Here is a 24,197-nt window from a genome sequence, read left to right as displayed (position 1 = left end):
AATTTGCGAAATGAAACTTCGACGGGCTTGATATTGGTCGCCCGGTCGGATTTAGTTTCACCATAACAAACTAAGAAACAAAAACCCGCACCCGGATAAAAACCTTCCGCGGGGATCATGGTGAGGAAACGCATGGCGGAAGCGGCCCCAACCGCAGCCACACGTGGCGCTATAGGCGGCGACACATTTCCCAAGCTGCTGCTGCACAACGCGCAAACTCGAGGCGAACGCCCGGCCATTCGCGAGAAGGACCTCGGGATCTGGCAGGTCTGGACCTGGGCGGATGTGCTGGAGGAAGTGAAGACGGCCTCGATAGGGCTGGCGGCGCTGGGTCTGACGTGGGGCGACAAGGTCGCGATCATCGGCGCCAACCGGCCAAGGCTTTACTGGTCGATGGTGGCCGTGCAGGCGCTGGGCGCCGTTCCAGTGCCGGTCTACGCGGACTCGGTGGCTGAGGAAATGGCCTACGTGCTGGAGCACGCCGAGGCGCGTTTCGCGGTGGTCGAGGACCAGGAGCAGGCCGACAAGCTGCTGTCGATCGCCGATCAACTGCCGATTCTCGACGAGATCATCTACGACGAGACGCGCGGCATGCGCGATTACGACCCCACCCATCTGCACAGTTTCGAAGATCTTCAGCGGCGCGGCCGCGAGGCGATGGCGGCTGATCCCGCCACCGAAGCGGCATGGCGCGCTGGCGTCGAGAAGGCATCGGGGTCTGATATCTCGGTCATTCTGTATACATCTGGCACCACCGGCCGGCCCAAGGGCGTGATGTTGTCCTTCGACAATCTGATCCTGTCCGCGGTCAACGGCAACCGTTTCGATTCGCTCGGCGAGGAGGAGGAAACACTCGCCTATCTGCCGCTCGCCTGGATCGGCGACCACGTGTTCTCGCTCGCGCAAAGCTACACGGCCGGCTATTGCGTCAACTGCCCCGAAAACATGGAGACGGTTTTCGACGACCGGCGCGAGATCGGGCCGACATATTTTTTCGCCCCGCCAAGAGTGTTCGAGGGTCTGCTCACCCTGATCATGGTGCGGATGGAGGACGCCGGCCGGCTCAAGAAGAAGATGTTCGACTACTTCATGGGCGTGGCGCGGCGCTCGGGAGAGAAGATCCTCAATGGCGAAAGCGTGGCGTTTAGCGAGCGGATCCTCTACCAGCTGGGCGAGTGGCTGGTCTACGGCCCTTTGAAGAACCGCATGGGTTTTACCCGGCTGAAAGTCGGCTACACCGCCGGTGAGGCGATCGGGCCGGAGATCTTCCGCTTCTACCGCTCGCTGGGCCTGAACCTGAAGCAGCTCTACGGCCAGACGGAGGCCAGCGTCTACATCACGATGCAGCCGGACGGCGAGATCCATGCCGATACCGTCGGCATGCCGGCGCCGGATGTGGAAATCAAGATCGCGGAGAGTGGCGAGGTACTCTACCGCAGCCCCGGGACCTTCGTTGCCTATTACAAGAACGACGAGGCGACCCGGTCCACCAAGACCGATGACGGCTGGGTTCACACGGGCGACGCGGGCTTCTTCACCGATTACGGACACCTGAAGATCATCGACCGGGCGAAGGACGTGGGCAAGCTGACATCGGGCGCGCTGTTCGCGCCGAAATACATCGAGAACAAGCTCAAATTCTTCCCCAACATCAAGGAGGCCGTGGCCTTTGGTGACGGCCGCGACATGGTCTGCGTGTTCATCAACATCGATCTGACGTCGGTAGGCAGTTGGGCGGAACGCAACAATGTCAGCTACGCCAGCTACCAGGAACTGGCCGCCAACCCGCAGATCTACGAGATGATCCAGGGCCACGTCGACCAGGTGAACCGCGACCTGGCGTCCGAGCCGATGATGGCCGGCTCGCAGATCCATCGTTTCCTGGTGCTGCACAAGGAACTGGACGCGGACGACGGCGAACTCACCCGGACGCAGAAGGTCCGCCGCACCTTCATCGTCGAGCGCTATGCGCCGCTGATCGAGGCGCTCTACGACGGGTCGCTGGAGAAGCACGTGGTGACGGAAGTGACGTATGAGGATGGCCGCACCGGATCGATCGAGGCCAACGTGGAGATCCGTGACATGACGATCTATCCGGCAACCGGTGGCGACACTCTCAAGGAGGCGGCGGAATGACGGTGTTCGTCAACCCGGTCCAGACAGGCGCGGATGCCGTGCCCAAGCGCGAGGTGCTTCTGAGTGTCGACAATGTCTCGTTGTCCTTCGGCGGCGTGAAGGCGATCACTGACATCTCGTTCAACATCGAAAAGGGCGAGGTGCGCGCCATCATCGGCCCCAACGGCGCCGGCAAGACGTCGATGCTCAATGTCATCAACGGTTTCTATCATCCGCAGGAAGGCACCATCACCTGGCGCGGCCGCGAGCGGCGCAAGATGAAGCCCTATGAGGCGGCAAGCCAGGGCATCGCCCGGACGTTCCAGAACGTGGCGCTGTTCAAGGGCATGACGACGCTGGATAACATCATGTCCGGCCGCACCTTGCAGATGCACCGTAACTTTTTGTGGCAGTTGTTCTACTACGGCCCGGCGCGCAACGAGGAAATCGCGCACCGCCACCGGGTGGAGGAAATCATCGAGTTTCTCGAGATCCAGCACATCCGCCGGGTGCCCGTCGGCCGCTTGCCATACGGGCTGCAAAAGCGCGTGGAGCTTGGCCGGGCGCTGGCGATGGAGCCGGAGCTTCTGCTGCTTGACGAACCGATGGCCGGCATGAACCTCGAGGAGAAAGAGGACATGAGCCGCTTCGTTCTCGATGTGAACAGCCAGTTCGGCACCACCATCGCTCTGATCGAGCACGACATGGGCGTGGTGATGGACCTGTCGGACCGGGTGGTGGTCCTCGATTACGGCAAGAAGATCGCGGACGGCACGCCGCAGGAAGTGCAAGCCAATCAGGACGTCATCGACGCCTATCTCGGCGTTCCGCACTAGCAGTCCCGAAGGGTTGAGTTTTCATGCTTTACGACGTTTTCATCGATCCCTTCATGCAGATGGTGGAGCAGCCGGACTTTTTGCTGCAGGTGCTGTGGGAAGGCTTCGTCGCCGGAATCCTCTATGCGCTGATCGCGCTCGGGTTCGTGCTGATCTTCAAGGCCTCCGGCGTCTTCAATTTCGCCCAGGGCATCATGGTGGTGTTCGCCGGGCTGACGCTCGTCGGGCTGCACGAAAAGGGCGTGCCCGCCTATCTGGCGCTGGCGCTGACCATCGGGGTGATGGGGATCCTCGCCTATACGGTCGAGCGGGTGGTGATGCGGCCGCTGGTCAACCAGCCGGACATCATCCTGCTGATGGCGACCATCGGGCTGACCTATTTCCTCGTCGGCTTCGGAGAGTTCGTCTTCGGCGGCGAGCCGAAGCAGATGATCGCCGAGGAGCTCGGTCTGCCGACCGGCTCCACCGCGTTCAACGTGGGCGAGCGCGGGCTGGTGATCCTGCAGCACATCGACATCGCCGCGGCGGTGATCGCGGTGCTGATGGTCGCCGCGCTGGCTTTGTTCTTCAACAAGACACGCATCGGCCGGGCGCTCAGGGCCGTGGCTGACGACCACCAGGCGGCGCTTTCGGTGGGCATCTCGCTCAACCAGATCTGGGCCATCGTGTGGTTCGCCGCCGGCATCGTCGCGCTGGCGACCGGCATCATGTGGGGCGCGCGTTCGGACGTGTCGTTCGCGCTGGAAATCATCGCCTTCAAGGCGCTGCCGGTCTTGATTCTGGGCGGATTCACCTCGATCCCGGGCGCGATCATCGGAGGCCTGATCATCGGCTTTGGCGAAAAGATCGGCGAAATCTACTGGGGACCTCTGGTCGGCGGCGGGATCGAATCCTGGCTGGCCTACATCATCGCCCTTCTGTTTCTGCTGTTCAGGCCGCAGGGCCTGTTCGGCGAACGCATCATCGAGCGGGTATAGGGGCGCGGCATGCTGTATCGTGAAGCTGGACAATTCAAGACCACATACGAAAGCGATCAGGCGCTTTTCCCGCTGCGTCAGGACCGCATCGGTCTGGCGATCGTCTTCGCGGTCGCGTTCGTCGTCGTGCCGCTCCTGGGCAACGATTTCTTCCTGACCTCGATCATGACTCCGTTCCTGGTCTTCGCGCTCGCCACGATCGGCCTCAATGTGCTCACCGGCTATGCCGGCCAGCTTTCGCTGGGAACGGGCGCCTTCATGGGGTGGGGGCGTATTCGGCCTACAAGCTGACCTCGATCTTTCCAGAGGCCAATCTGATCGTGGTGCTGCTCGCCTCGGGGCTGTTTTCCGCCGCCGTCGGCGTCCTGTTCGGCCTGCCCAGCCTGCGCATCAAGGGGCTGTATCTGGCGGTGACCACGCTGGCGGCGCAGTTCTTCCTCGAATGGTGCTTCATCCGCATTCCGTGGCTTTACAATTACAACGCCTCGGGCGCCATCGAGGTGCCGCAGCGGGAAATGTTCGGCACCATCGTGACGGGCGCGGCGGCGGCGCCGCTGACGCAGTATTTCTTCGCGCTGGGCATTGTCGTTGTGCTGACCTGGCTGGTCTCGAATGTCATCCGGGGCCGTATCGGCCGCGAGTGGATGATGATCCGCGACATGGATATCGCCGCCGAGCTGATCGGTGTTCGGCCGCTGACGGCAAAGCTCTCCGCCTTCGCCGTTTCCTCGTATCTGTGCGGGGTCGCGGGCGCCATGATGGTGTTCTTCTGGCTTGGCGCGGCGGAGCCCTCGGCCTTCGCCATCTCGTTGTCGTTCCAGGTGCTGTTCATGACCATCCTCGGGGGGCTCGGCTCTCTGATCGGATCGTTCATGGGGGCGGCGTTCATCTGGGTCCTGCCGGTTCTGTTGCGCAGCGTGCTGCCGTCACTGGGCCTTGAGGTGGGGGCGGAAACCGTCGAGCACCTGACGTCGATGATCATCGGAGGATTGATCATCTTCTTCCTGATCGCCGAACCGCATGGCCTCGCCAGGCTGTGGCGTCTGGCGAAGGAAAAACTGCGGGTCTGGCCGTTCCCCTACGGTTGAGGCTCATCAAAAAGGACGCCGGCACAAGGCGTCCGGAACAAGCCGCCGGGCATTGGGAGCCGGTCCGGGGCAACGGCTAACGGCTTTTCGTCCGGCGTCGTGAGGCGCCGGAACAGGGAGGAAGATATGAAACACAGCTATATGGCCTCGGGCCTGGCCGCGCTGGCGTTGGCCGGCGGCATCCTGGCGACCGTACCCGCGCAGGCGGCCGACTCGATCTACATCCCGCTGTTCACCTACCGTACGGGCCCCTACGCCGGTTCGGGCATTCCGATCGCCAACGGCATGGAAGACTATTTCGCCATGCTCAACGCCCGAGACGGCGGCGTCGGCGGCGTGATGCTCGACGTCGAGGAATGCGAGACGGGCTACAACACGCAAAAGGGCGTGGAGTGCTACGAGACCGTGAAGGCCAAGAACCCGATCGTGATCAATCCGTATTCCACCGGCATCACGCTGCAGGTCATTCCGAAGGCGTCGAACGACAAGATCCCGGTGCTGTCCATGGCCTACGGCCTGTCGGCGGCGGCGGAAGGCAAGATCTTCCCTTGGATCTTCAACGCACCGGACACCTACTGGGACGGCGCTTCGGCGATCATCAAGGACATCGGCCGCCGGGAAGGCGGACTCGACAAGCTCGGCGGCAAGAAGATCGGCTACATCTTCCTCGACGCCGGTTACGGCCGCGAGCCGATCCCGCTGCTGGAGGATCTCGCCAAGAAATACAGTTTTGAGCTGGTCCAGTACCCGGTGGCGGGCAAGGAAATGCAGAACCAGTCGTCGCAATGGCTCAATGTGCGCCGTGACCGGCCGGACTACATGATCATGTGGGGCTGGGGCGCGATGAACCCCACCGCCGTCAAGGAAGCCACCAAGATCCGCTACAACATGGAGAACTTCTATGGTGTGTGGTGGTCGGGCGGCAACGACGACGCGGGCGCCGGCGGCGAAGCCGCCAAGGGCTATCGCACGCTGAACTTCAACGGCGTGGGCAAGGACTACGGTGTCATCCAGGACATCAAGAAGTACGTCGTCGACGCTGGAAACAGCCAGGTCGAGCCGGAGAAGTTCGCCGACAACCTCTACAACCGCGGCGTCTACAATGCGATGCTGGTCGCCGAGGGCATTCGTTCGGCGCAGATGCTGACCGGCAAGACGGTCATTTCCGCCGAGGACATGCGCGCGGGCCTGGAGGCGCTCGACATCGATGAGGCGCGGATCGCAGAGATGGGCATGGAAGACTTCATGCACCCGTTCAAGCTGTCGTGCGAGGACCACAACGGCCACGCGCCGGTCTACATCATTGAGTGGGACGGCAAGGACTGGAAGAAGGCGTCCGACTGGTTCGAGCCGATGACCGATGTCGTAGCGCCGCTGTTGAAGGCGGCGGCGGATGAATATGTTGCCTCGAATGCTCCGTGGCCGGAGCGCGAAGTGCCCTGCGCCGGCGAATAAGCCGCGCATGACGACTCCGGATCGCGGGCGGCTCTTGCCTGCGGTCCGGCCCATTGAGACTCGTCCTCATTCGATTGTCATTCCGGTCGGCGCGCAGCAGAGAGCCGGGAACCAGGAGCCATTCCGGTTGAATGGGGCACTCCGTGTTCCGGCCGCAACGGTTACTGGGTTCGGAATGACATCTGGAGGCTTGGCGAAACCATGCTGGTGACGGGCGGCTGTCAAAGGGCCGGGAAGAGAGTGATACGATGATAGCGACCACCACTTCTGCCACGGAATCTCCCGCCGAGACCATTCTCGTCGTCAACAATATCGAGGTGATCTACGATCATGTGATCCTCGTTCTCAAGGGCGTGTCGTTGACCGTGCCCAAGGGCGGCATCGTGGCTTTGCTCGGCGCCAACGGCGCGGGCAAGACAACCACGCTGAAGGCGGTCTCCAACCTGCTCGGCGCGGAGCGCGGCGACGTCACCAAGGGCAGCATCCATTTCAAGGGCGAACAGGTCGAGGCGCTGTCGCCCAACGATCTGGTCAAGCGCGGCTGTATCCAGGTGATGGAAGGCCGGCATTGCTTCGGCCACCTGTCGATCGAGGAGAACCTGCTCACCGGGGCCTACACGCGGCGCGACGGTTCGGCCGCCGTGAAGCGCGATCTCGAGATGGTCTATGACTATTTTCCGCGCCTGCGCGAGCGCCGCGGCAGCCAGGCGGGCTACACATCCGGTGGTGAGCAGCAGATGTGCGCCATCGGCCGGGCGCTGATGTCGCGTCCCGACATGATCCTGCTCGATGAGCCGTCGATGGGGCTGGCGCCTCAGCTCGTCGAGGAAATCTTCGAGATCGTCAAGGAACTCAACCAGAAGCAGGGCGTCTCCTTCCTGCTGGCGGAACAGAACACCAATGTGGCCCTGCGCTACGCCACCTATGGCTACATTCTCGAGGCGGGCCGGATCGTGCTTGACGGCGCGGCGAGCGCGTTGCGCGAGAACCAGGATGTGAAGGAATTTTACCTCGGCACGGGCGGCGAGGGGCGCCGCTCATTCCGCGAAGGCAAGCACTACAAGCGCCGCAAGCGCTGGCTGGCCTGACGGCTCCGACACGCTCCTGAAATAGTCTTCGCTGTAGTATTATTCGGCGATGCCCGGTGGCCGGGGGGCGAGCGAGACTGTCATGAAGCACTTTGTTTCTGCCGTTTTCACGGCCACATTTCTTCTTCTGCCCCAACCGATCCATGCGGAAGTGCCGCTCAACGGGTACTTCATCGCCCGGGCCGCCTGTCCCGCCGTGCAGTCGATCCGCAAGGGGACGAACCCCGGCGACGTCGTGACCGCTGTCGACCATGCCTATACGCTGTTCGCCAAGAATCGCCCGGCGGCGAGCCACTATCTGATTCTCGTTGAAGGAGCCGCGCCGGAGCGGCGCTGGGTGGCGGTGTCGTGCGGTGAACACGTGGTGCCGGCCGACGGCTCGCAGGTGGTGCTTAATGACGGGGATGCGCCGGATGGGGACGTGCCTTCCGGCCAGCCGTCTTCGACGGGCGCGCCGGCCTTCGTGCTGGCGGCAAGCTGGCAGCCGGCCTTTTGCGAAACGCGACCTATGAAGACCGAATGCCGCAACCAGACGGGCGATCGCTTCGATGCGAGTCACTTCGCGTTGCATGGCCTGTGGCCACAACCGCGCGGCCTGGACTACTGCGGTGTCTCCGCGAGAGAACGCGCAGACGACAAGGCAGGGCGATGGGATGCGCTTCCCGCGCTCGAACTCTCCACGCAGACGCGTGATCAGCTCGATCATGTGATGCCGGGAACTCAGTCCAATCTTCAACGGCATGAATGGACCAAACATGGCAGCTGCTATCCCGGCTCGTCGGAGGACGAATATTTCCGCGCCGCGCTGCTGCTCATGGAGCAATTGAACGCTTCGGCCGTTCGGGAGTTGTTCGCCAACAACATCGGTGCGACCATTGACGCGGAACAGATCCAGGCGGCATTCGATGCCGCCTTCGGCGCGAACGCCGGGCGGCGCGTGCGGATTTCCTGTGCGTCCGATGGCGGCCGCAGGATCATCACCGAATTGCAGATCAGCCTGCGCGGCGTGATCAGCGACGAGACTGCGATGGAGGATCTGTTCGCCGAAGCGGCGACCACGCAGACCGGTTGTTCTGGCGGTACGGTGGACCCGGTTGGATTGCAGTAGCGGCGCGCTTGCGGCGGATGTGCCATCGACATGAGTGCAAAGGCGGGCCCGGTCAGGCCCCGAGAGATGGGGCTTGGGAAACGCGTATGAGTGATTTTTTCGACGATCTGGAAACCCGTGACCCGGACGTGCGCGAGGCGGACCTGTTTCGCAGGCTTCCCGGCCACATCGGCACCGCCATGGAACAGGCGCCGGGGCTCGGCGTCCACTTGAGCGGCGTCAATCCCGCGGACATCACCTCGCGCGAGGCGCTGGCCAAGCTGCCGGTGCTGCGCAAGATGGATCTGATGGACGCGCAAAAGGACAAGCCGCCATTCGGCGGCTTTACCGTGGAGGACGGCAGCGCGCCGTCACGTGTGTTTCTCTCGCCCGGTCCCATCTGGGAGCCGCAAGGGGAGGGATCGGATCCCTGGCTTGCCGCAAGAGCGCTGTTTGCCGCGGGCTTCCGCCCGGGCGACGTGGTGCACAACTCCTTCGCCTATCACATGACGCCCGGCGGCTTCATATTCGACACCGGCGCGCGGGCACTGGGCTGCTCCGTGTTTCCCGCGGGCGTGGGCAACACCGAGATGCAGGTGGAAGCGATCGCGGCGCTGCGGCCGCGCGGCTGGAGCGGCACGCCGGACTATCTGAAGGTCATCCTCGACAAGGCGCGGGAGATGGGGGCGGACTGTTCATCGATCGAGATCGCCAGCGTCGGCGGCGGCGCGTTGTTCCCCGCCCAGCGCGAGGAATATGCGAGCCGCGGCGTTTCCGTTCTGCAGACCTATGCGACAGCGGATCTCGGCATCATCGCCTTTGAAAGCGAGGCGCGCGAGGGGATGATCGTCAACGAGCAGTTCATCGTCGAGATCGTTCGCCCGGGAACCGGCGAGCCGGTGGCCGAGGGGGAGGTGGGCGAAATGGTGGTCACCACCTTCAACCGGCGCTATCCGCTGATCCGTTTCGCGACCGGGGATCTTTCGGCCGTGCTGCCCGGACTCTCGCCGTGCGGCCGCACGGGCATGCGCATCAAGGGTTGGATGGGGCGGGCCGATCAGCGCACGAAGATCAAGGGCATGTTCGTTGATCCCGCGCAGGTGGACGCGATCATCAAGCGGCATCCGGAAATCGCCCGTGCGCGGTTGGTGGTCATGCGCGAGGGCGATCAGGATGCGATGGTCCTGAATGTGGAACTCAAAGACGCCGCGTCGGCTTCGGCTGACCTCGAGGAGGCGATCGTTGGATCCTTGCGCGACGTGACGAAGCTCTCCGGCAGGGTAGCGATCGCCGCCAGGGGCGCCTTGCCGAATGACGGCAAGGTCATTGCCGATGAGCGCAGCTACGAGTGAGGGATTGCCGCCGGCCCGTCGGCAATCGAGGCGCCCGGTATGGTCAGGATGAAATCGCTGCCGGGGTGATCTGCGCGCGGAGCCGCTCGGATTTTCCAGCCGTGCCCCTCGGCGATCGACTTGCACATGGCGAGGCCAATGCCCGTGCCGGAAAAGGCGGTCGGTTGCAGTCGGGCGAAAGGCTCGAAGATCTTTTCCACCGCATCGGGTGGAACGCCGATGCCATTGTCGCGGACGGTGACCTGGATGTCGCCGTTGGCCAGGGGTGTTGAAAAAATCTCGATCCGCGGCGGATGACCAAGGCGCCTGTAGGTCAATGCGTTGTTGATCAGGTTGTGGAACAACCGCTCGACTGGCACCCGATCGCAGCGAAACGCCGGCAGCGGATCAATGGTGATCCGCGCGTCGCTTTCCTCGATGAGCAGGACCATGTCGTCGAGCACGGTGTTGAGAATGGCGGCAGGGTCGACGACCGCCTGCGCATAGTCGCGTTCTGTCTGTTTGGAATAGGCCAGGAGATCCTTGACCAGCTTCGACAGGCGCTGCGATGAGCGCACCACGACGGCGAGCGATTCCAGAACCTCGGTATCGTCGCTTCCGACCAGTGCTTCCTTGAGGATGTCGCCGTAGATGCCGATCTTGCGAAGCGGCTCCTGCAGGTCGTGCGCAGCGATGGCGTTGAAGCGCTTCAGACCGTCGTTGGCGCGGTGCAGTTCGTCGTTGCCCCGGGTCAGACTGCGCTGGGCGCGGTTGCGGTCCGACACGTCGATGGCGACGACAAGAGCCTCGCTTTCGAGCCCCGCCTTCGCATCCAGGGTCGAGACTTCCGTTTCCACCACGGTGCCGTCGCTGTGTCTGAAACTGCGCCGCATGCCGGTGGCTGATTCACCAAATGCCTGGGCGACCATCCCCTTGGCTTCGGCGGCGCCCTCGGGGATCAAGAAGTCGGTGATGTCCTTGCCGAGGGCGTAGCTCTTGTCGTAGCCAAGCGTCGCCGCCCACATGTCGTTGACGTTCGTCAGCCGGCGATCCTTGCCTATCGTATGCATCATGATCGGCGAGCGATCGAACACATTGCGATACGTTTCTTCGTTTCTCGAGATTTCCTCGATCTTTTTCTCGCGCGTCAGCGTGAAGGTGACCCATTGCACGAGAATTTCGCAGAACTGGATTTCTTCAGCGGTGAACAGTTCCGGCGACCGCTTGCCCGAGCCGAATGAGAGGGTGCCATAGCACTCGCCGTCAATCATGAGCTTTGAGGCTATCAGGCGTCCGACGGGATTTTTCTTGTAGAAGCGCGTGTGCATGTAGTCGGATGCGCCGGTGTCCGAAATTGTGACGATCCGGTTTGACGCGATGGCGAGCGATGAATAGGAATCTTCGACCGGTATGGGCTTACCGACGTCGATGGGAAACGTTTCCGGGTGGACATGCACGGCGACGATACCGTCGTCAGTCAGCCGGGAGATCGCTCCGACTTCGGTTCCATAATAGTCGCAACCGATGGCGACGATCCGGGTGAGCGTCTTCTCCGCGTCGAGAGTGCGGTCGCTTGTCAATTGGATCAGCCGTTCCAGCGCGTTGCTGTAGCGGTGTTCGGCGGTGACGTCCCAGCATGAAGACCAAAGGGACCGCAAAGTGCCATCCGCATTGAAAGCGCCGGTGTTGCTCCAGATGAGCCATTTCTCGCGTTTGTCCACCCGGATCGGCTGCTTGTCGCCGAGGGTCGTCGGTTGCTGTGGTGTCAGTTGAGACATGAGCATGCGCAACCGGTTCTGATTGCCTGAAGCAATGACGTCCGCAGCCCGAGTGCCGATGAGTTCTTCCCTCGAACGGGCGCAGATCTCGCAGAGGGCCTCGTTGACGTCGATGATGATGCCGTCGGGCGTGCTCTGGCATGACGGCAAAGGCATTTGCTCCAGCGATTCAATTTGGCCGGGGTTCTGGTGGCTCATGTCGATTGCGCCTGACCGACGCTCGTGGCCGCGTGTTCGTTCGATGCTGACGCCTCCGAGGCTCCTGTGGCCGTTTCCCGATCCAGGGTGATGATGAGGTCGGCCCCCCCGCAGCCCGGTTTTCCGCGCGTATGGTCCATCCGTGGCCCGTGGCAATTGACTTGCAGATCGCCAGGCCAATGCCTGATCCAGATGATTTTTCCGGTTGAATGCGAACGAAGGGCGCGAAGATCTTTCGCTCTTCTCCAGGCTTGAACCCGATGCCGTTGTCCCTGACGATCAATTCAAGCGATTCCTCGGCGCCGGTGCGTGCGAAGATTTCGATTTCGGGATTGATGTCTTCCCGGCGGTACTTGAGCGCGTTGAGAATCAGGTTTGTGAACAGGCGCTGCAGCGGCACCGGATCGCCTTCGATCTCGGGCAGGTCGAAGATCCGAATCTGCGCATCGGTATCGGCGATGATCAGGGCAAGGTCATTGATGGCTTCGTCGAGCAGCGGCGCCAGGTTCACTTTCTGGCGGGCGTAGGAGCGCTCGCTTTCCCGGCTGTACAAGAGGAGGTCCTTGACCAGCGTCGTCAATCGATTCGCGGCGTCGATGATTTTCTCGATCGCCGTCTCGATCTCGGGGTTGGCGGTGTCTTTGAGCGCCGACTTCAAGATCCCGCCGAACAGGCGGATCTTGCGAAGCGGCTCCTGCAAATCATGCGCGGCGATCGCGTTGAAGCGTTTGAGTTCCTCATTGGCCTTTGTCAGTGTCTTGCGAATGTTCGTCAGGTCCAGAAGCACCCGGTTGCGCTCGGTGACGTCGACCATCACCGCCAGGGTCGCCGAGGTCGCTTCGGTACTGCCCAGCGTCGAGAGCCGGCTCTGCACGATCTGCCCGTCGCGGGTGACGAGGTCGAGGGGCACGTTGTGCACGTCGTGCTGCAGTTCCGGAGTCGGGCCATTCGCATGGGGCGCTGCGAAAAAATCGGTGACGCGCCGGCCGATAACGGACGTGCGCTCGTAGCCGAGGGTCGTGAGCCAACTGTTGTTTACATCTGATATGCGCTCGCTCGCATCGAGAATGCTGATCATCGCAGGCGCATCTTCGAAAAGATGGCGGTATTTGCGTTCCCGCAACTGAAGCTCGGTGAGGAAACGGTGTTGTTCGATGATGAAACCCAGCCACTGGCCGACGAGCGTGCAGTATTGCGTCTGCTGACTGGAGAACTGTTGCGTGCGGGGGCGGTTGCTGGCGAAGACCACCGCACCGTACAATTTGCGGTTCACGTAAATTCCCGACGCCAGCAATGCGACAGGGGACAAGGGCGCCTTTTCCGACAATGCGGCGTGAGGTGTCTTGCCGATATCGGGGACGGCGAGCACTTTCCCGCTGTCGATCAGGAGACCGAGCGCGGTGTCGGCCAAGGGGATGCTCTGCCTATCTTGAGCGGTGATATCGCCAAGGCCGCGCTGATCGACTTCCGTGAATGCGCCGTCCTCGCTGAGCCGTTCGACATGGGCCGTGTCCATGTCGAAGTAGTTCCGCGCGCAGGTGAGAATGCCGCAGGCACGCGCGTCGTAGTCAAGCGCCGGGTCGTTGGCGACCTTCAGCAGGCTTTCAATCGCCGTGCGATAGTTGAGGTCGTCGGAAGCCGGGCGTGCGAATGCCGTGATGAAACGCAAGGATCCCTCGGGCGTGAAGTCCGCCTTGCAGTCCCACACCAGTGGAATGGATCCGCCTTTGCCGTCGACAATCGGGATACGCACCGAGGAGGAGGGGTTTTGTGGCGTCAACCCGGCGAGCGCGGCAAGATCTGCGTGAAAGGCTTCGGGCACCATGTCAAGCAGTCGCGAACCGATGCACGGCTCCGAATCACGGTCAAAGACTGTGGAGAAAAGACTGTTGAAATAGATTATTGTTGTGTTGGCTGTGAATCGGCATGCTGCTGTTCTCAGCGTATCCATCGTGAAAATGCCGGTGTCTGCCATTATTGAAGCAAGCTCTTGTGATTCATTCTTGGTCAATGAGACACGGCCCTGCTTTGCCCGTGGGAATCCATGGTTTCTGTTGTGGCATCAATTGACCAAACACTATAATGTTTTCCCAGAGAGTGACATATGGCGATTGATCCGGAGATCATTGTCGGCTCTTCGAAACCAAATGACTCTTCGAGAGGTCCTTGGCGAATGGCAGTTGCGTTAGGCCCGGATGAACGGGCGGAAGCTACCGTCGATGCACACGTCTTGCTGGTCGAGGACGATCCTGACGACGTTATGGTGATCAAGCGCTCCTTGCGCGATTCTCCGATTAAGCTCGATATGCGGGTTTGCGAGGACGGGAAGATCGCGTTCGATTACCTCGAAGCGCGGGCCGCGGAGGATCTGGCGCCGCCGGACCTTATTCTGCTCGATCTGAACATGCCTGTGATCGATGGCGCCACCTTTCTGCAAAAGCTGCGCGCGCACGATACGCTGCATTCCATTCCGGTTTGCGTGCTCACGACGGCGACGGATGAGGAAACCATCCGCCAAGCCTATGAGTCCGGCGCCAACGCGGTGGTCAGCAAGGTCGACACACTGGAAGGCATGAGTGCGATCCTGAACACGATTGTCGAGTTCTGGTTCAGTACGGCCCAGCGCTATTATCTCGACTGATCGGTTCACGACATTTCCACTGGTCATATCGGCCTTGTCGGAGTTTCGGGCAGTGTTCCGTCTGACGCTCCCAAGCCTGTTCATCGACCGTCGTTCGCGGCGCGGGGATTTCGCGGCTGTGCCGCTTGCGCACCGGCGAGGGAAGGCGCGGGGATTTGCCGTGCAGGTCTCCGGAAACGTCGTGGATAATGTCCATAGTCGCGGCAAGGCGACTTATTCAAATTTGTAGGCGCATTTTTCGTTTTTGTATATCTTCGCTAAAATTCACCTTGTCTATAATTCGAGTATGAGATCTTGTTTCCAACAAACACTGTTCTGTAACCACCCATTCTTGTATTACGAAGCAGCTCCGCTGGCCGATGTGATGCCATCTGTGCGCGCGCGTACGCCGTTCGCGCGAAACGTGGTCGAAAACACCGTTCTGCGGCCGCGTGTCCGGTTGCCTGCCCGTTCGCTCTGCCATACGGTCCAGCGGCCGCATGAGCGGACCGACGTCAGACATTTCGCCTGCACAATCAGGATGCCCGCTTTGACCCATGCCTCTCCCTCATCGACCGACACAAGCCGCGCCGCGAGCATGCGCGAGGCGGCGCTCCCGGAAGGGCATCCGCCGGTTGCTACCGGAAAAATCGGCGTGCTGCTCGTCAATCTCGGAACACCGGACGGCACCAGCTACTGGCCGATGCGCCGCTACCTGCGCGAGTTCCTGTCCGACCGGCGGGTGATCGAGCTGTCGCGCTGGCTGTGGTTGCCGATCCTCTATGGCATCGTGCTGGTTTTCCGGCCGAAGAAGTCCGGACGCGCCTATGCTGAAATCTGGAACAACGAGCTGGACGAATCGCCGTTGCGCACGATCACCCGCAGCCAGAGCGACGCATTGGCCGCCGCCTTCGCCGCGGACGATCGCGTTATCGTTGATTGGGCGATGCGCTACGGTCAGCCGTCGATCGAGGAGAAGCTTCTTGGCCTGAAGGATGCAGGGTGCGAGCGGATCCTGGTGTTTCCGCTGTATCCGCAATATTCGGCGTCGACGACCGCGACCGTGAACGACAAGACGTTCGAGGCCTTGATGAAGCTGCGCTGGCAGCCGGCCCTGCGGACCGTGCCGCCCTATCACGACGATCCCGTGTATATCGACGCGCTGGCCGAGAGTATCGAGACGGCGGTCGCCGGGCTGGATTTCGAGCCGGAGCAGATTCTGGCGTCATTTCACGGCGTGCCGCAATCCTATTTCGCCAAGGGCGATCCCTATCACTGTCATTGTCAGAAAACGACGCGGCTGCTGCGCGAGCGCCTGGGATGGGACACGGACCGGCTGAAAATCACGTTTCAGTCGCGGTTTGGTCCGGAGGAGTGGCTGCAGCCCTACACCGACAAGACCGTCGAGGCGCTGGCCAAGCAGGGTGTCAAGCGGATCGCCGTGATCAATCCCGGATTCGTCGCCGACTGCCTGGAGACGCTAGAGGAGATCGCCGGAGAGGCGGCGGAGATTTTCGAGCACAACGGTGGCGAGAAATTCGCCCATATCCCGTGCCTGAACGACAGCGCGGGCGGGATCAAGGTGCTTGAAACGGTTGTGCGGCGCGAGCTTCAGGGCTGGCTGTAAATTCGCGTGCGCGGACTGGCGATAGCCGCAAAACCGGTCGATACTCGATGCGCGCAGCGGACCCGTTGCCGACAGGACCCGGGGCCGGTTTCGCGCTGCTGCATCTCGCAAATCCGACCGGGAAATCTCATTTGAGTGTCGGAGGATTTTTGTTTGTCGGGGGATTAGCTCCCGCCTAATTCGCCCCACTGGGAGACTGCCATGCCTTTCGACGTCTACGGCTTCGATGTCGCGATCATCATTCTTCTCGCCCTTGTCGTCATCGTCGTCCTGTCCGGCGTCAAGACGGTGCCCCAGGGCTATACCTTCACGGTCGAGCGCTTCGGGCGCTACACGCGCACGCTTGCACCTGGGCTCAATCTCATCGTTCCCTTCGTCGACCGTATCGGCCGGAAGATGAACATGATGGAGCAGGTTCTCGACGTGCCCTCGCAGGAAGTGATCACCCGCGACAACGCGACCGTCACGGTCGACGGCGTGACCTTCTACCAGATCATCGACGCGGCGCGCGCCGCCTATGAGGTCCTTGGCCTGGAGAACGCCATCCTCAACCTCACAATGACCAACATCCGCTCGGTGATGGGGTCGATGGATCTGGACGAACTGCTGTCCAACCGCGACGAGATCAACGCCAAGCTGCTGCGCGTCGTCGACGCGGCGGCCGAGCCCTGGGGTCTCAAGATGACCCGCATCGAGATCAAGGACATCAACCCGCCGCGCGATCTGGTCGAGGCGATGGGCCGGCAGATGAAGGCGGAGCGCGAGAAGCGCGCCTCGATCCTGGAGGCGGAAGGCGAGCGGCAGTCGGAAATTCTCAAAGCCGAGGGCGAGAAGCAGGGCCTGATCCTGCAGGCCGAGGGGCGGCGCGAGGCGGCGTTCCGCGACGCGGAGGCGCGGGAACGGTCGGCTGAGGCCGAGGCGAAGGCGACGCAGATGGTCAGCGAGGCGATTTCCACCGGCGACGTCCAGGCGATCAACTATTTCGTCGCCACCAAATATGTCGAGGCGCTGACCCAGATGGCCAAGTCGCCGAACCAGAAGATGCTGTTCCTGCCGATGGAGGCCACCTCGATCCTGGGAACGCTGGGCGGGATCGGCGCGATCGCGCGCGAGACCTTCGGCACGGACGCGCCTGCCGGACGCCGCGCAGGCTCTGTTCCGGCCACTGGCGCGGCGCCGGGCGCGACACCGCGTCCGGGCGGCGAGGGAGAGCGGTCTTGAGCTACGCCGAAACGCTGGTTCAGATGCTCGGGCCGTGGAGCTGGCATGTTGCCGGCCTGCTGCTGCTCGGGCTGGAAATCCTGGTGCCCGGCACCTTTTTCCTGTGGTTCGGCGTCGCGGCGCTGATCGTCGGCACGCTCGCGCTGTTCGTCGACATGCCCTGGCAGCTCACCTTGCTGCTGTTCATGGCAATCGCGCTGATCTGCCTGTTCGCCGGACGCAGGCTGATGAAAGGGCGCGAGAGCGGCGAGGGCGATTCGGGCCTCAACCGGCGCGGTCAGCGTTATGTGGGACGCCACTTCATTATCGACGAGCCAATCGTCCAGGGTGCGGGGCGGCTGCACGTCGATGACACGATCTGGCGGATCTCGGGCCCCGACCTGCCGGCCGGCGCGCGGGTGACCGTCACCGGAGTGAACGGCGCTTCCCTTGTCGTCGCGGCCGCGGTTGGCGACTGATCAGGGACGGTAGTCGACCGGAAGCGGGGGGCTTCCGCCATCAGCAGGATGCTGATGCGCCGGTTGGCGGCCAGAAACGGATCGTTGGGAAACATCGGGTCGGTGTCTGCCTTGCCGACGACAGAGTAGAACCGGTCGCTGGCAACGCCGTATTCCGACAGGATCTGCCGCGCGGCGTTGGCACGGTCAGCCGACAGCTCCCAGTTCGTGTAGCCGGGATTGCCGGCGATCTGACCTGACATCGTGTGCCCCGTGACCCGGATGCGGTTCGGCATCTCCATCAGCACCGGAGCCATCTTGGCGAGCAATTGACGCGTCAGCTCGTAAGGATACTTCGAGCCCTCGGGAAACATCGAGCGGCCGTCCTGATCCACCAGCATGATGTTCAGCCCCTCGTCGTTCTCCTCGACGATCAGGTTGCTGGACAGCTCGGTGATCTCGGGCATTTCCTGCCAGGCCTGACGGATGGAGGCGGCGGCCGTCGCGAACTGCCGTGGACGCTCGATATCGGCCTTCTCGAGATCGTGGGTATTGGCTTCCGGACCCTGCTTGCTGCGGGTTTCATGACGTTGGCTTGAGAAGTCGGAGTCCAGATTGATCGTTTGCGAGGAAACGTCCTTCATGAATTCGCGGATGGGAATGCCTTTGACCTCAATGACGCCGTTGCGGCGCGAGGTTTCCTTGACGCCGAAGGCGTCGCGCATCGAGCCGGCGACGACCTGCAGCTTCTGCTTGTCCTGAATCGAGAACGAGATGATGAGCACGAAGAAGCACACCAGCAGCGACATGAGGTCGGCGAAGGTCACCAGCCAATCCGGCGCGCCGGGGTATATTTTCTTGTTCTTGCCCTTGGCCATGGTCGGGTTCCGTTTTTCCTGAAGGCGGTGGCCGTTAGGCCGCGTCTTCCATACCCTGGCGCGCCTTCTCAGGAAGATAGGCGATGAGCATTTCGCGGATGATCGCCGGGCTCTTGGATTCGCGAATCTGCATCACGCCATCGATCACCAGGGTCTGGTTCAGCTCCTCGACATCAAACTTGGCGTCAAGCTTGTCGACCAGCGGAAGGCAGATGAGGTTGGACAGCAGGGCTCCGTAGAGCGTCGTCAGCAACGCGATCGCCATGGAAGGGCCGATGGTCGAGGGATCGTCCATATTGGCGAGCATCTGAACAAGGCCAACCAGAGTGCCGATCATGCCGAAGGCCGGCGCACTGTCGCCCAGCCCCTTGAAGACGCGTTTGCCTTCAGCAAGCCGTTCCAGATAGAGATCGCGCTCGCGCTCCATCGATTCGCGGATGAAATCGGTTTCATAGCCATCGGCGATGTACTGCACGCCCTTGGCCAGGGTCGGATCGTCGATTTCGACGTTCTCGAGCCCGAGCGGACCGGACTTGCGCACCACGTCAGCCATCTCGGTGATCTGTTCAACGAGATCGCGCGGTTCGATTTTCTTGTGTGTGAAGCCGACCTTGCTGCCGACGATAAAGGCCCCCACGATTCCGCTCAGCGGAAAGCGGATCAACGTCGCGGCGAGGCCGCCACCAAGGACGATCAGGAGCGAGGGTACGTCAATGAACTGCGAAAGGCTGCCGCCGATGAAAATGGCGACAAACACCACGGCGGCGCCAGCGACCATTCCGATGATTGTTGCCAGATCCATGCTTGCGTATTGCTCCTGACCACACGCTCACCGGAGGAAGACCGGAGATTTCTACGACACCGGGGGTGGCGATGCCGCTCGGCGTTGAATTCGTCGAACCGGCAGTCTAGGGGCGCTTGCCTAAACAATTGCTAATCAAGGAAACGGAAAATGGATTGGAAAATATTGTTTTGCTTAAGGTTTACAAAGTCCAAACGTCCGCGCGGGGAGGGCAGCGGCGGCGTTTCGGGCATCCGGCTGTCGCGCTGACCGAACGCAGCTTGATACCTTCGGCGGATATCAAGGCATTGAAAGCAATATATTTTCTCGGTCAGGTGCGAGTTTTCCCGAAACCCTTGGCAGTTTTGCGATGGGGGCGGCGGCGACGGTCAGGCCGCGCCGACACGCAGCAGGTCATGCAAGTGGATGATGCCGATCGGGCGCTTGTCTTCCACCACATAGAGGGCGGTGATGCCCGAGGCGTTAAGCATCTCCAGGGCGGAGGCCACGAGGATTTCCGGCGAGATGACCTTAGGATTCGTGGTCATGATGTCTTCCACGGCGCGCTCGAGCACATTGCCGTCGAGGTGGCGGCGCAAGTCGCCGTCGGTCACGACGCCGACCATCTGGTGCAGTTCGTTGACCACCGCGAGAGAGCCGAAGCCCTTGGTGGTCATGAGCACGATCGCCTCGCGCACGGAGGTGCCCAGGGGGTGACCGGAATATGATCGCCGGTGTGCATGATGTCGCGGACGAGACGCAGGCTGGCGCCGAGGCGGCCGCCGGGATGGAACACGCGGAAGTCGCTCGCGGTGAAGCCGCGGCTTTCCAGGAGCGCCAGCGCCAGCGCGTCGCCAATCGCCATCTGGATAATCGTCGAGGACGTTGGCGCCAGTCCATGCGGGCAGGCCTCTTCGACCTTCGGCAGGCACAGCACCACGTCCGCGGCGCGGCCCAGCGCGCTGTCGGCGCGCGAGGTGAGCGCGATCAGCGGGATCTTGAAGCGGCGTGAAAAGGCGATCGAACTCGCCAGTTCCTGCGTTTCGCCCGACCAGGAAATCGCGATGATCACGTCACGGTCGGTGATCATGCCGAGATCGCCGTGGCTCGCCTCGCTGGCGTGCACGAAGAAAGCCGGCGTGCCGGTGGAAGCGAAGGTCGCCGCCATCTTGGTGCCGATATGCCCCGACTTGCCCACGCCGGTAACGATCACCCGGCCGTTGATCGACTGGATCAGTTTGACAGCTTCGGTAAAGGGAACGGACAGGCCGTTGCGCAGGGAGGTGCGGACGGACTGGAGCGCCGCGATTTCCGTGTCCAGAGTGCGCTCCGCGGAATTGATCCAGCCGTCCATGGACGGATCGGTTGCGGCGGCGGCGTTCAGGGGATCGGCGGCATTCGCGGGCATAGGCGGACTTTCGAAACTGACCGCGCCATGAGGCTGCGGACTGAGGCCTGTATCCTGTATCCTAGCGGATTTTCATCAGGCTGTGAGGCCCTTGCTACGTTGCAGCGCACAAGCCTCGGGCAAACGGTGCGACATCAGGCGGTCACGCCGACCATGTCGCATTCCTCAGCGCGTGTCTCAAGCGAAATCAACCGAGACACTGATCATACGGCGGAATTGGACTTTCTCAAGGCTGTGAATCGCTTCCATCCGGGCGGGGTCATCGGGCGCCGGGTTTTCGTGGGCCGGCCGCCGGACACATGCGAATGCGCGCGTGCAAAGACAATATTAACCTTACCTTTTTACCTTTGGGCAACAGTTTCACGTCGTGTCAAAGCTGCAATCCGGCCGTTGCAGGCCGCGTGCTCGGAAATCAGTCCCGCCATGCCATATCGCCTGCGCCTTGGTCTTTGTCTCTTCGCTCTCGCCGGTCCGGCGGCGGCGCAGCAGATGGATGACCCGATGGCGCTGCGTGGGGTGATGGCGCGGGATGACGAACGGGATGCGGCGACGGACATGGGCGCGGATGCAGAGACGCCGGCCGATGCCGTTGACACGGTCGAGGCCGCATCCGAACAACCCTTGTTGATCGATGCCGTCGAAGCCAACGCGCCGCAAGGGCGGGTGCGTTCCGTTCAGCCCTTGACCACGGGCAGCATTCGCCCCGGATCCCAGCCCATCGAGGACGAGGGCGTGTTCGGCGGCGATACGCAGCGAGATGCGGCGCGCGGCATCCGGGCAGGCAGCTTTCTGGTGTTTCCCGAGCTTACGTTGCGGGGCGGTGTCACTGACAACGCATCTGGTGCCCCGGGCGGTGCGTCCGGATCACTGTACCGGGTGGAGCCCGGGCTTCGTCTTCGCTCCGATTGGGAACGCCACGCCTATGAGTTGAGTCTGCGCGGATCCTACAAGGGCTACATCGATGATCCGGATGATAACGCGCCGTCGCTCGACTATTCATCGAGCCTTCGGATCGACGCAACCGACGAGACGACGCTCGAAGGCACTTTGACCTACGCGCTGGCGACCGAGGGCCGGTCGACAGCGGAAAGCGCGGGCAACACGGGCAAGCGCGTGCTTTCGCATGATCTCGAAGGCACGCTCTCGGCGACCCGCGAAGTCGGGCTGATCGCTGCGACCTTGCGCGGTTCCGTGGGCGGGTCCGCCTATACCGGAGGCACTGGGACATCGCGCAACAATGCGGTGGCCTCAGCGGGGCTGCGGCTTGGATATGATTTTCGTGCGGCGATCTCGCCGTTCGCGGAGGCGGCCGTTCTTGGCCGCATGTACGAGAATGCGCCGGGACGTGACGCCCTGGGTTACGAGTTGCGCGGCGGACTGGCGATCGATCGGGGCGACAAGCTGAGCGGCGAAGTGGCCGTGGGCTATCACCTTGAGGACCTGGAAGGGACGGGCTTCAAGACTCTCGAGGGCGTGCTCGTGGAGGCGGCGCTGGTCTGGTCGCCGAGCCGCCTGACCACGGTGACGCTGAATGCCTCGACGGCATTCGAGGCTACCTCGCTGGCGGGCAGTTCCGGATCGATCGTCTATGGTGGCGACGCTACGGTCGCGCACTCGCTGACCAGCGATCTTGCGGTCGATGCCGGTGGCACGGCGGCCTACCGGCGCTATCAGGGGCTGGATCTTGAGGAACTGACGCTGTCGGGTTCTGTGGGCGCGACCTACGCGATCACCTCCTATGCGGCAGTGCAGGCGCGCTACACCTACGAGTGGTTCGACAGCACGCAGGCCGGAAGCAACTACACGAGCAACACGATCGAAGCCGGGCTCAGACTGCGGCGGTGAGCGCCTTGCGCCATTTTTGCGTCACCATCGTCGGCTTTGATTTTTTTGGATGGATATTCGCTTCCACGCGGGAGAGAGACCGGCAAGCCATTGGCTGCCGCGTCATCTTGAGGCCATCACGCGGTGGAACAGCGGTATCGGGCGGACGATCGGGTGAAACAATGCGCGAATTGATATTTGGGCGAACTCTTGAAGTCATGCGGCGGCTCGCCGCCGGGCTGCTCGTCGCGGTGATCGCGGCCGGCGCTGGATCCGGCGACGCGCTCGCGGATCGCGGGTTCGACACCTGGGTGCGGGATTTCTGGCCGCAGGCGCACAGTGCCGGGATCTCGCGCGCAGTGTACCAGCGCGCCTTCGCCGGCGTGACGCTCGACCGGGAGGTGGTGAACAAGACCGATCGCCAGGCCGAGTTCGTCAAACCGGTGTGGGAGTACCTCAACAGCGCGGTATCCGACAAGCGGCTGGTCAACGGCCGCGCCATGCTCGACGAGCACGCGCGGCTGCTCGACCGGATCGAGGCCAAATACGGCGTCGATCGCCATGTCGTGGTGGCGATCTGGGGCATGGAGTCCTCCTACGGCGCGGTCCTGGACAACCCCAAGATCGTGCGCAACGTCATCCAGTCGCTGGCGAGCCTTGCCTATGCCGGCGGACGCTACCAGCGGTTTGGGCGCACGCAGCTGATCGCCGCCCTGAAGATCCTGCAGCGCGGCGACATCTCGGCAGACGGGCTGACGGGCTCCTGGGCGGGCGCCATGGGTCACACGCAGTTCATCCCCGCAACCTACAACGGCTATGCAGTGGATTTCGACGGCGATGGCCGCCGTGACATCTGGAACTCGATTGCCGACGCGCTGGGATCGACCGCGGCCTATCTGAACCGTTTCGGTTGGGTCAGCGGCAAGACCTGGGGCTATGAGGTGAGCCTGCCGGAGGGTTTCGACTATTCGCTCGCCGACGGCCGCTCCGAGCGCAGTCTCGGAAAATGGGCGGCGCTGGGCGTTCGCCGGGCAAAAGGATCGGCGTTCCCCCGGCCCGAGGACGATGCCTGGTTGTTGTTGCCCGCGGGCGCGGGCGGAGCGGCCTTCCTGATGCTGAAGAATTTTTCCGTCATCAAGCGCTACAACAATGCCGATGCCTATGCGCTTGCGGTGGGGCATCTTGCCGACCGGTTGCGCGGCGGCGAGGCGTTTGTGGCGGACTGGCCGGAGAGTGAGCGGCCGCTCACGTCGGACCAGACGAAGCTCCTGCAAGAGGTGTTGTCGCGGCGCGGCTATCCGGTTGGCGCCATCGATGGCAAGCTCGGTCCGAACACGCGCGCGGCGATCCGCAAGTTCCAGCGTTCGGTCGGCCTCACGCCCGATGGATACCCGAGCACCGGCTTGCTGGGACGGGCGCGCGGCGACAGCTGATCGCGCCAGCGGTGG

At 62.5% G+C, this 24,197-nt stretch carries 16 protein-coding genes and 3 pseudogenes; 14 read left to right on the top strand and 5 right to left on the bottom strand.

Going from position 1 to position 24,197, the window contains the following annotated elements; genetic code table 11:
• The first annotated feature begins 132 nt into the window (after positions 1–132).
• The 8 genes and pseudogenes from D1F64_RS20085 (at position 133) to D1F64_RS20050 (ending at position 9,998) form a co-directional block, all read left to right on the top strand.
• A complete protein-coding gene (locus tag D1F64_RS20085) occupies positions 133–2,136 on the top strand; it encodes an AMP-binding protein (protein ID WP_117413875.1) in 2,004 nt (667 codons plus the stop codon).
• Positions 2,133–2,951, top strand: coding sequence for an ABC transporter ATP-binding protein (locus tag D1F64_RS20080; RefSeq protein ID WP_117413874.1), 819 nt, complete (start codon positions 2,133–2,135; stop codon positions 2,949–2,951). Before D1F64_RS20085 ends, D1F64_RS20080 begins: the two co-directional genes overlap by 4 nt.
• Before the next feature lie 23 nt (positions 2,952–2,974).
• The gene (locus tag D1F64_RS20075) at positions 2,975–3,928 is read left to right on the top strand and encodes a branched-chain amino acid ABC transporter permease (RefSeq protein WP_117413873.1); all 954 of its coding nucleotides are present in this window, start codon (positions 2,975–2,977) and stop codon (positions 3,926–3,928) included.
• Between the two features lie 9 nt (positions 3,929–3,937).
• Positions 3,938–5,016, top strand: a pseudogene (locus D1F64_RS20070) (branched-chain amino acid ABC transporter permease).
• Between the two features lie 126 nt (positions 5,017–5,142).
• Positions 5,143–6,471, top strand: a complete 1,329-nt coding sequence (locus D1F64_RS20065) for an ABC transporter substrate-binding protein (protein ID WP_117413872.1) — start codon at positions 5,143–5,145, stop codon at positions 6,469–6,471.
• 248 nt (positions 6,472–6,719) lie between these two features.
• Positions 6,720–7,559, top strand: coding sequence for an ABC transporter ATP-binding protein (locus tag D1F64_RS20060; protein WP_117413871.1), 840 nt, complete (start codon positions 6,720–6,722; stop codon positions 7,557–7,559).
• Between the two features lie 82 nt (positions 7,560–7,641).
• A complete protein-coding gene (locus D1F64_RS20055; protein ID WP_117413870.1) occupies positions 7,642–8,667 on the top strand; it encodes a ribonuclease T in 1,026 nt (341 codons plus the stop codon).
• Between the two features lie 86 nt (positions 8,668–8,753).
• The gene (locus D1F64_RS20050; protein WP_117413869.1) at positions 8,754–9,998 is read left to right on the top strand and encodes an AMP-binding protein; all 1,245 of its coding nucleotides are present in this window, start codon (positions 8,754–8,756) and stop codon (positions 9,996–9,998) included.
• On the opposite strand, the gene D1F64_RS20045 is transcribed toward D1F64_RS20050, so the two are convergent.
• Complete coding sequence (locus tag D1F64_RS20045) at positions 9,989–11,953, bottom strand: PAS domain S-box protein (RefSeq protein WP_117413868.1); 1,965 nt, start codon at positions 11,951–11,953, stop codon at positions 9,989–9,991. The genes D1F64_RS20050 and D1F64_RS20045 overlap by 10 nt on opposite strands.
• Positions 11,925–13,928 carry an ATP-binding protein gene (locus D1F64_RS20040; RefSeq protein WP_117413867.1) on the bottom strand — a complete coding sequence of 668 codons (2,004 nt, stop codon included), beginning with the start codon at positions 13,926–13,928 and terminating at the stop codon, positions 11,925–11,927. The genes D1F64_RS20045 and D1F64_RS20040 overlap by 29 nt, the downstream gene beginning before the upstream one ends.
• Positions 13,929–14,057: 129 nt before the next feature.
• Here D1F64_RS20040 and D1F64_RS20035 point away from each other — a divergent pair, with 129 nt between their 5' ends.
• From D1F64_RS20035 to D1F64_RS20015, 4 genes are all read left to right on the top strand, one after another.
• A complete protein-coding gene (locus tag D1F64_RS20035) occupies positions 14,058–14,594 on the top strand; it encodes a response regulator (protein ID WP_117413866.1) in 537 nt (178 codons plus the stop codon).
• Positions 14,595–15,171: 577 nt separating this feature from the next.
• Positions 15,172–16,200 (top strand): ferrochelatase, encoded by a 1,029-nt coding sequence (gene hemH / locus D1F64_RS20025; RefSeq protein ID WP_117413864.1) that lies wholly within the window; start codon positions 15,172–15,174, stop codon positions 16,198–16,200.
• A 201-nt stretch (positions 16,201–16,401) separates the two neighbouring features.
• A complete protein-coding gene (locus tag D1F64_RS20020) occupies positions 16,402–17,421 on the top strand; it encodes an SPFH domain-containing protein (RefSeq protein WP_117413863.1) in 1,020 nt (339 codons plus the stop codon).
• A complete protein-coding gene (locus D1F64_RS20015; protein ID WP_117413862.1) occupies positions 17,418–17,879 on the top strand; it encodes an NfeD family protein in 462 nt (153 codons plus the stop codon). The genes D1F64_RS20020 and D1F64_RS20015 overlap by 4 nt, the downstream gene beginning before the upstream one ends.
• A 137-nt stretch (positions 17,880–18,016) precedes the next feature.
• Here D1F64_RS20015 and D1F64_RS20010 read toward each other — a convergent pair.
• From D1F64_RS20010 to D1F64_RS20000, 3 genes and pseudogenes are all read right to left on the bottom strand, one after another.
• Positions 18,017–18,667 (bottom strand): annotated as a pseudogene (locus D1F64_RS20010) (flagellar motor protein MotB); the annotation flags it as partial.
• Positions 18,668–18,770: 103 nt separating this feature from the next.
• Positions 18,771–19,538, bottom strand: coding sequence for a MotA/TolQ/ExbB proton channel family protein (locus D1F64_RS20005; protein ID WP_117413861.1), 768 nt, complete (start codon positions 19,536–19,538; stop codon positions 18,771–18,773).
• A gap of 368 nt (positions 19,539–19,906) precedes the next feature.
• Positions 19,907–20,871 (bottom strand): annotated as a pseudogene (locus D1F64_RS20000) (KpsF/GutQ family sugar-phosphate isomerase).
• Between the two features lie 477 nt (positions 20,872–21,348).
• On the opposite strand from D1F64_RS20000, the gene D1F64_RS19995 reads away from it, so the two are divergent.
• Together D1F64_RS19995 and D1F64_RS19990 are read left to right on the top strand one after the other, a co-directional pair.
• Positions 21,349–22,770, top strand: a complete 1,422-nt coding sequence (locus D1F64_RS19995; RefSeq protein WP_162901672.1) for an outer membrane beta-barrel protein — start codon at positions 21,349–21,351, stop codon at positions 22,768–22,770.
• A 161-nt stretch (positions 22,771–22,931) separates the two neighbouring features.
• Positions 22,932–24,182, top strand: coding sequence for a lytic murein transglycosylase (locus D1F64_RS19990; protein WP_117413859.1), 1,251 nt, complete (start codon positions 22,932–22,934; stop codon positions 24,180–24,182).
• Positions 24,183–24,197 lie beyond the last annotated feature (15 nt).

Source organism: Breoghania sp. L-A4 (assembly GCF_003432385.1).
Classification (GTDB): Bacteria; Pseudomonadota; Alphaproteobacteria; order Rhizobiales; family Stappiaceae; genus Breoghania.
Note: the sequence above shows the minus strand (reverse complement) of the source record. Positions and strands in the feature narration are given on the sequence as shown.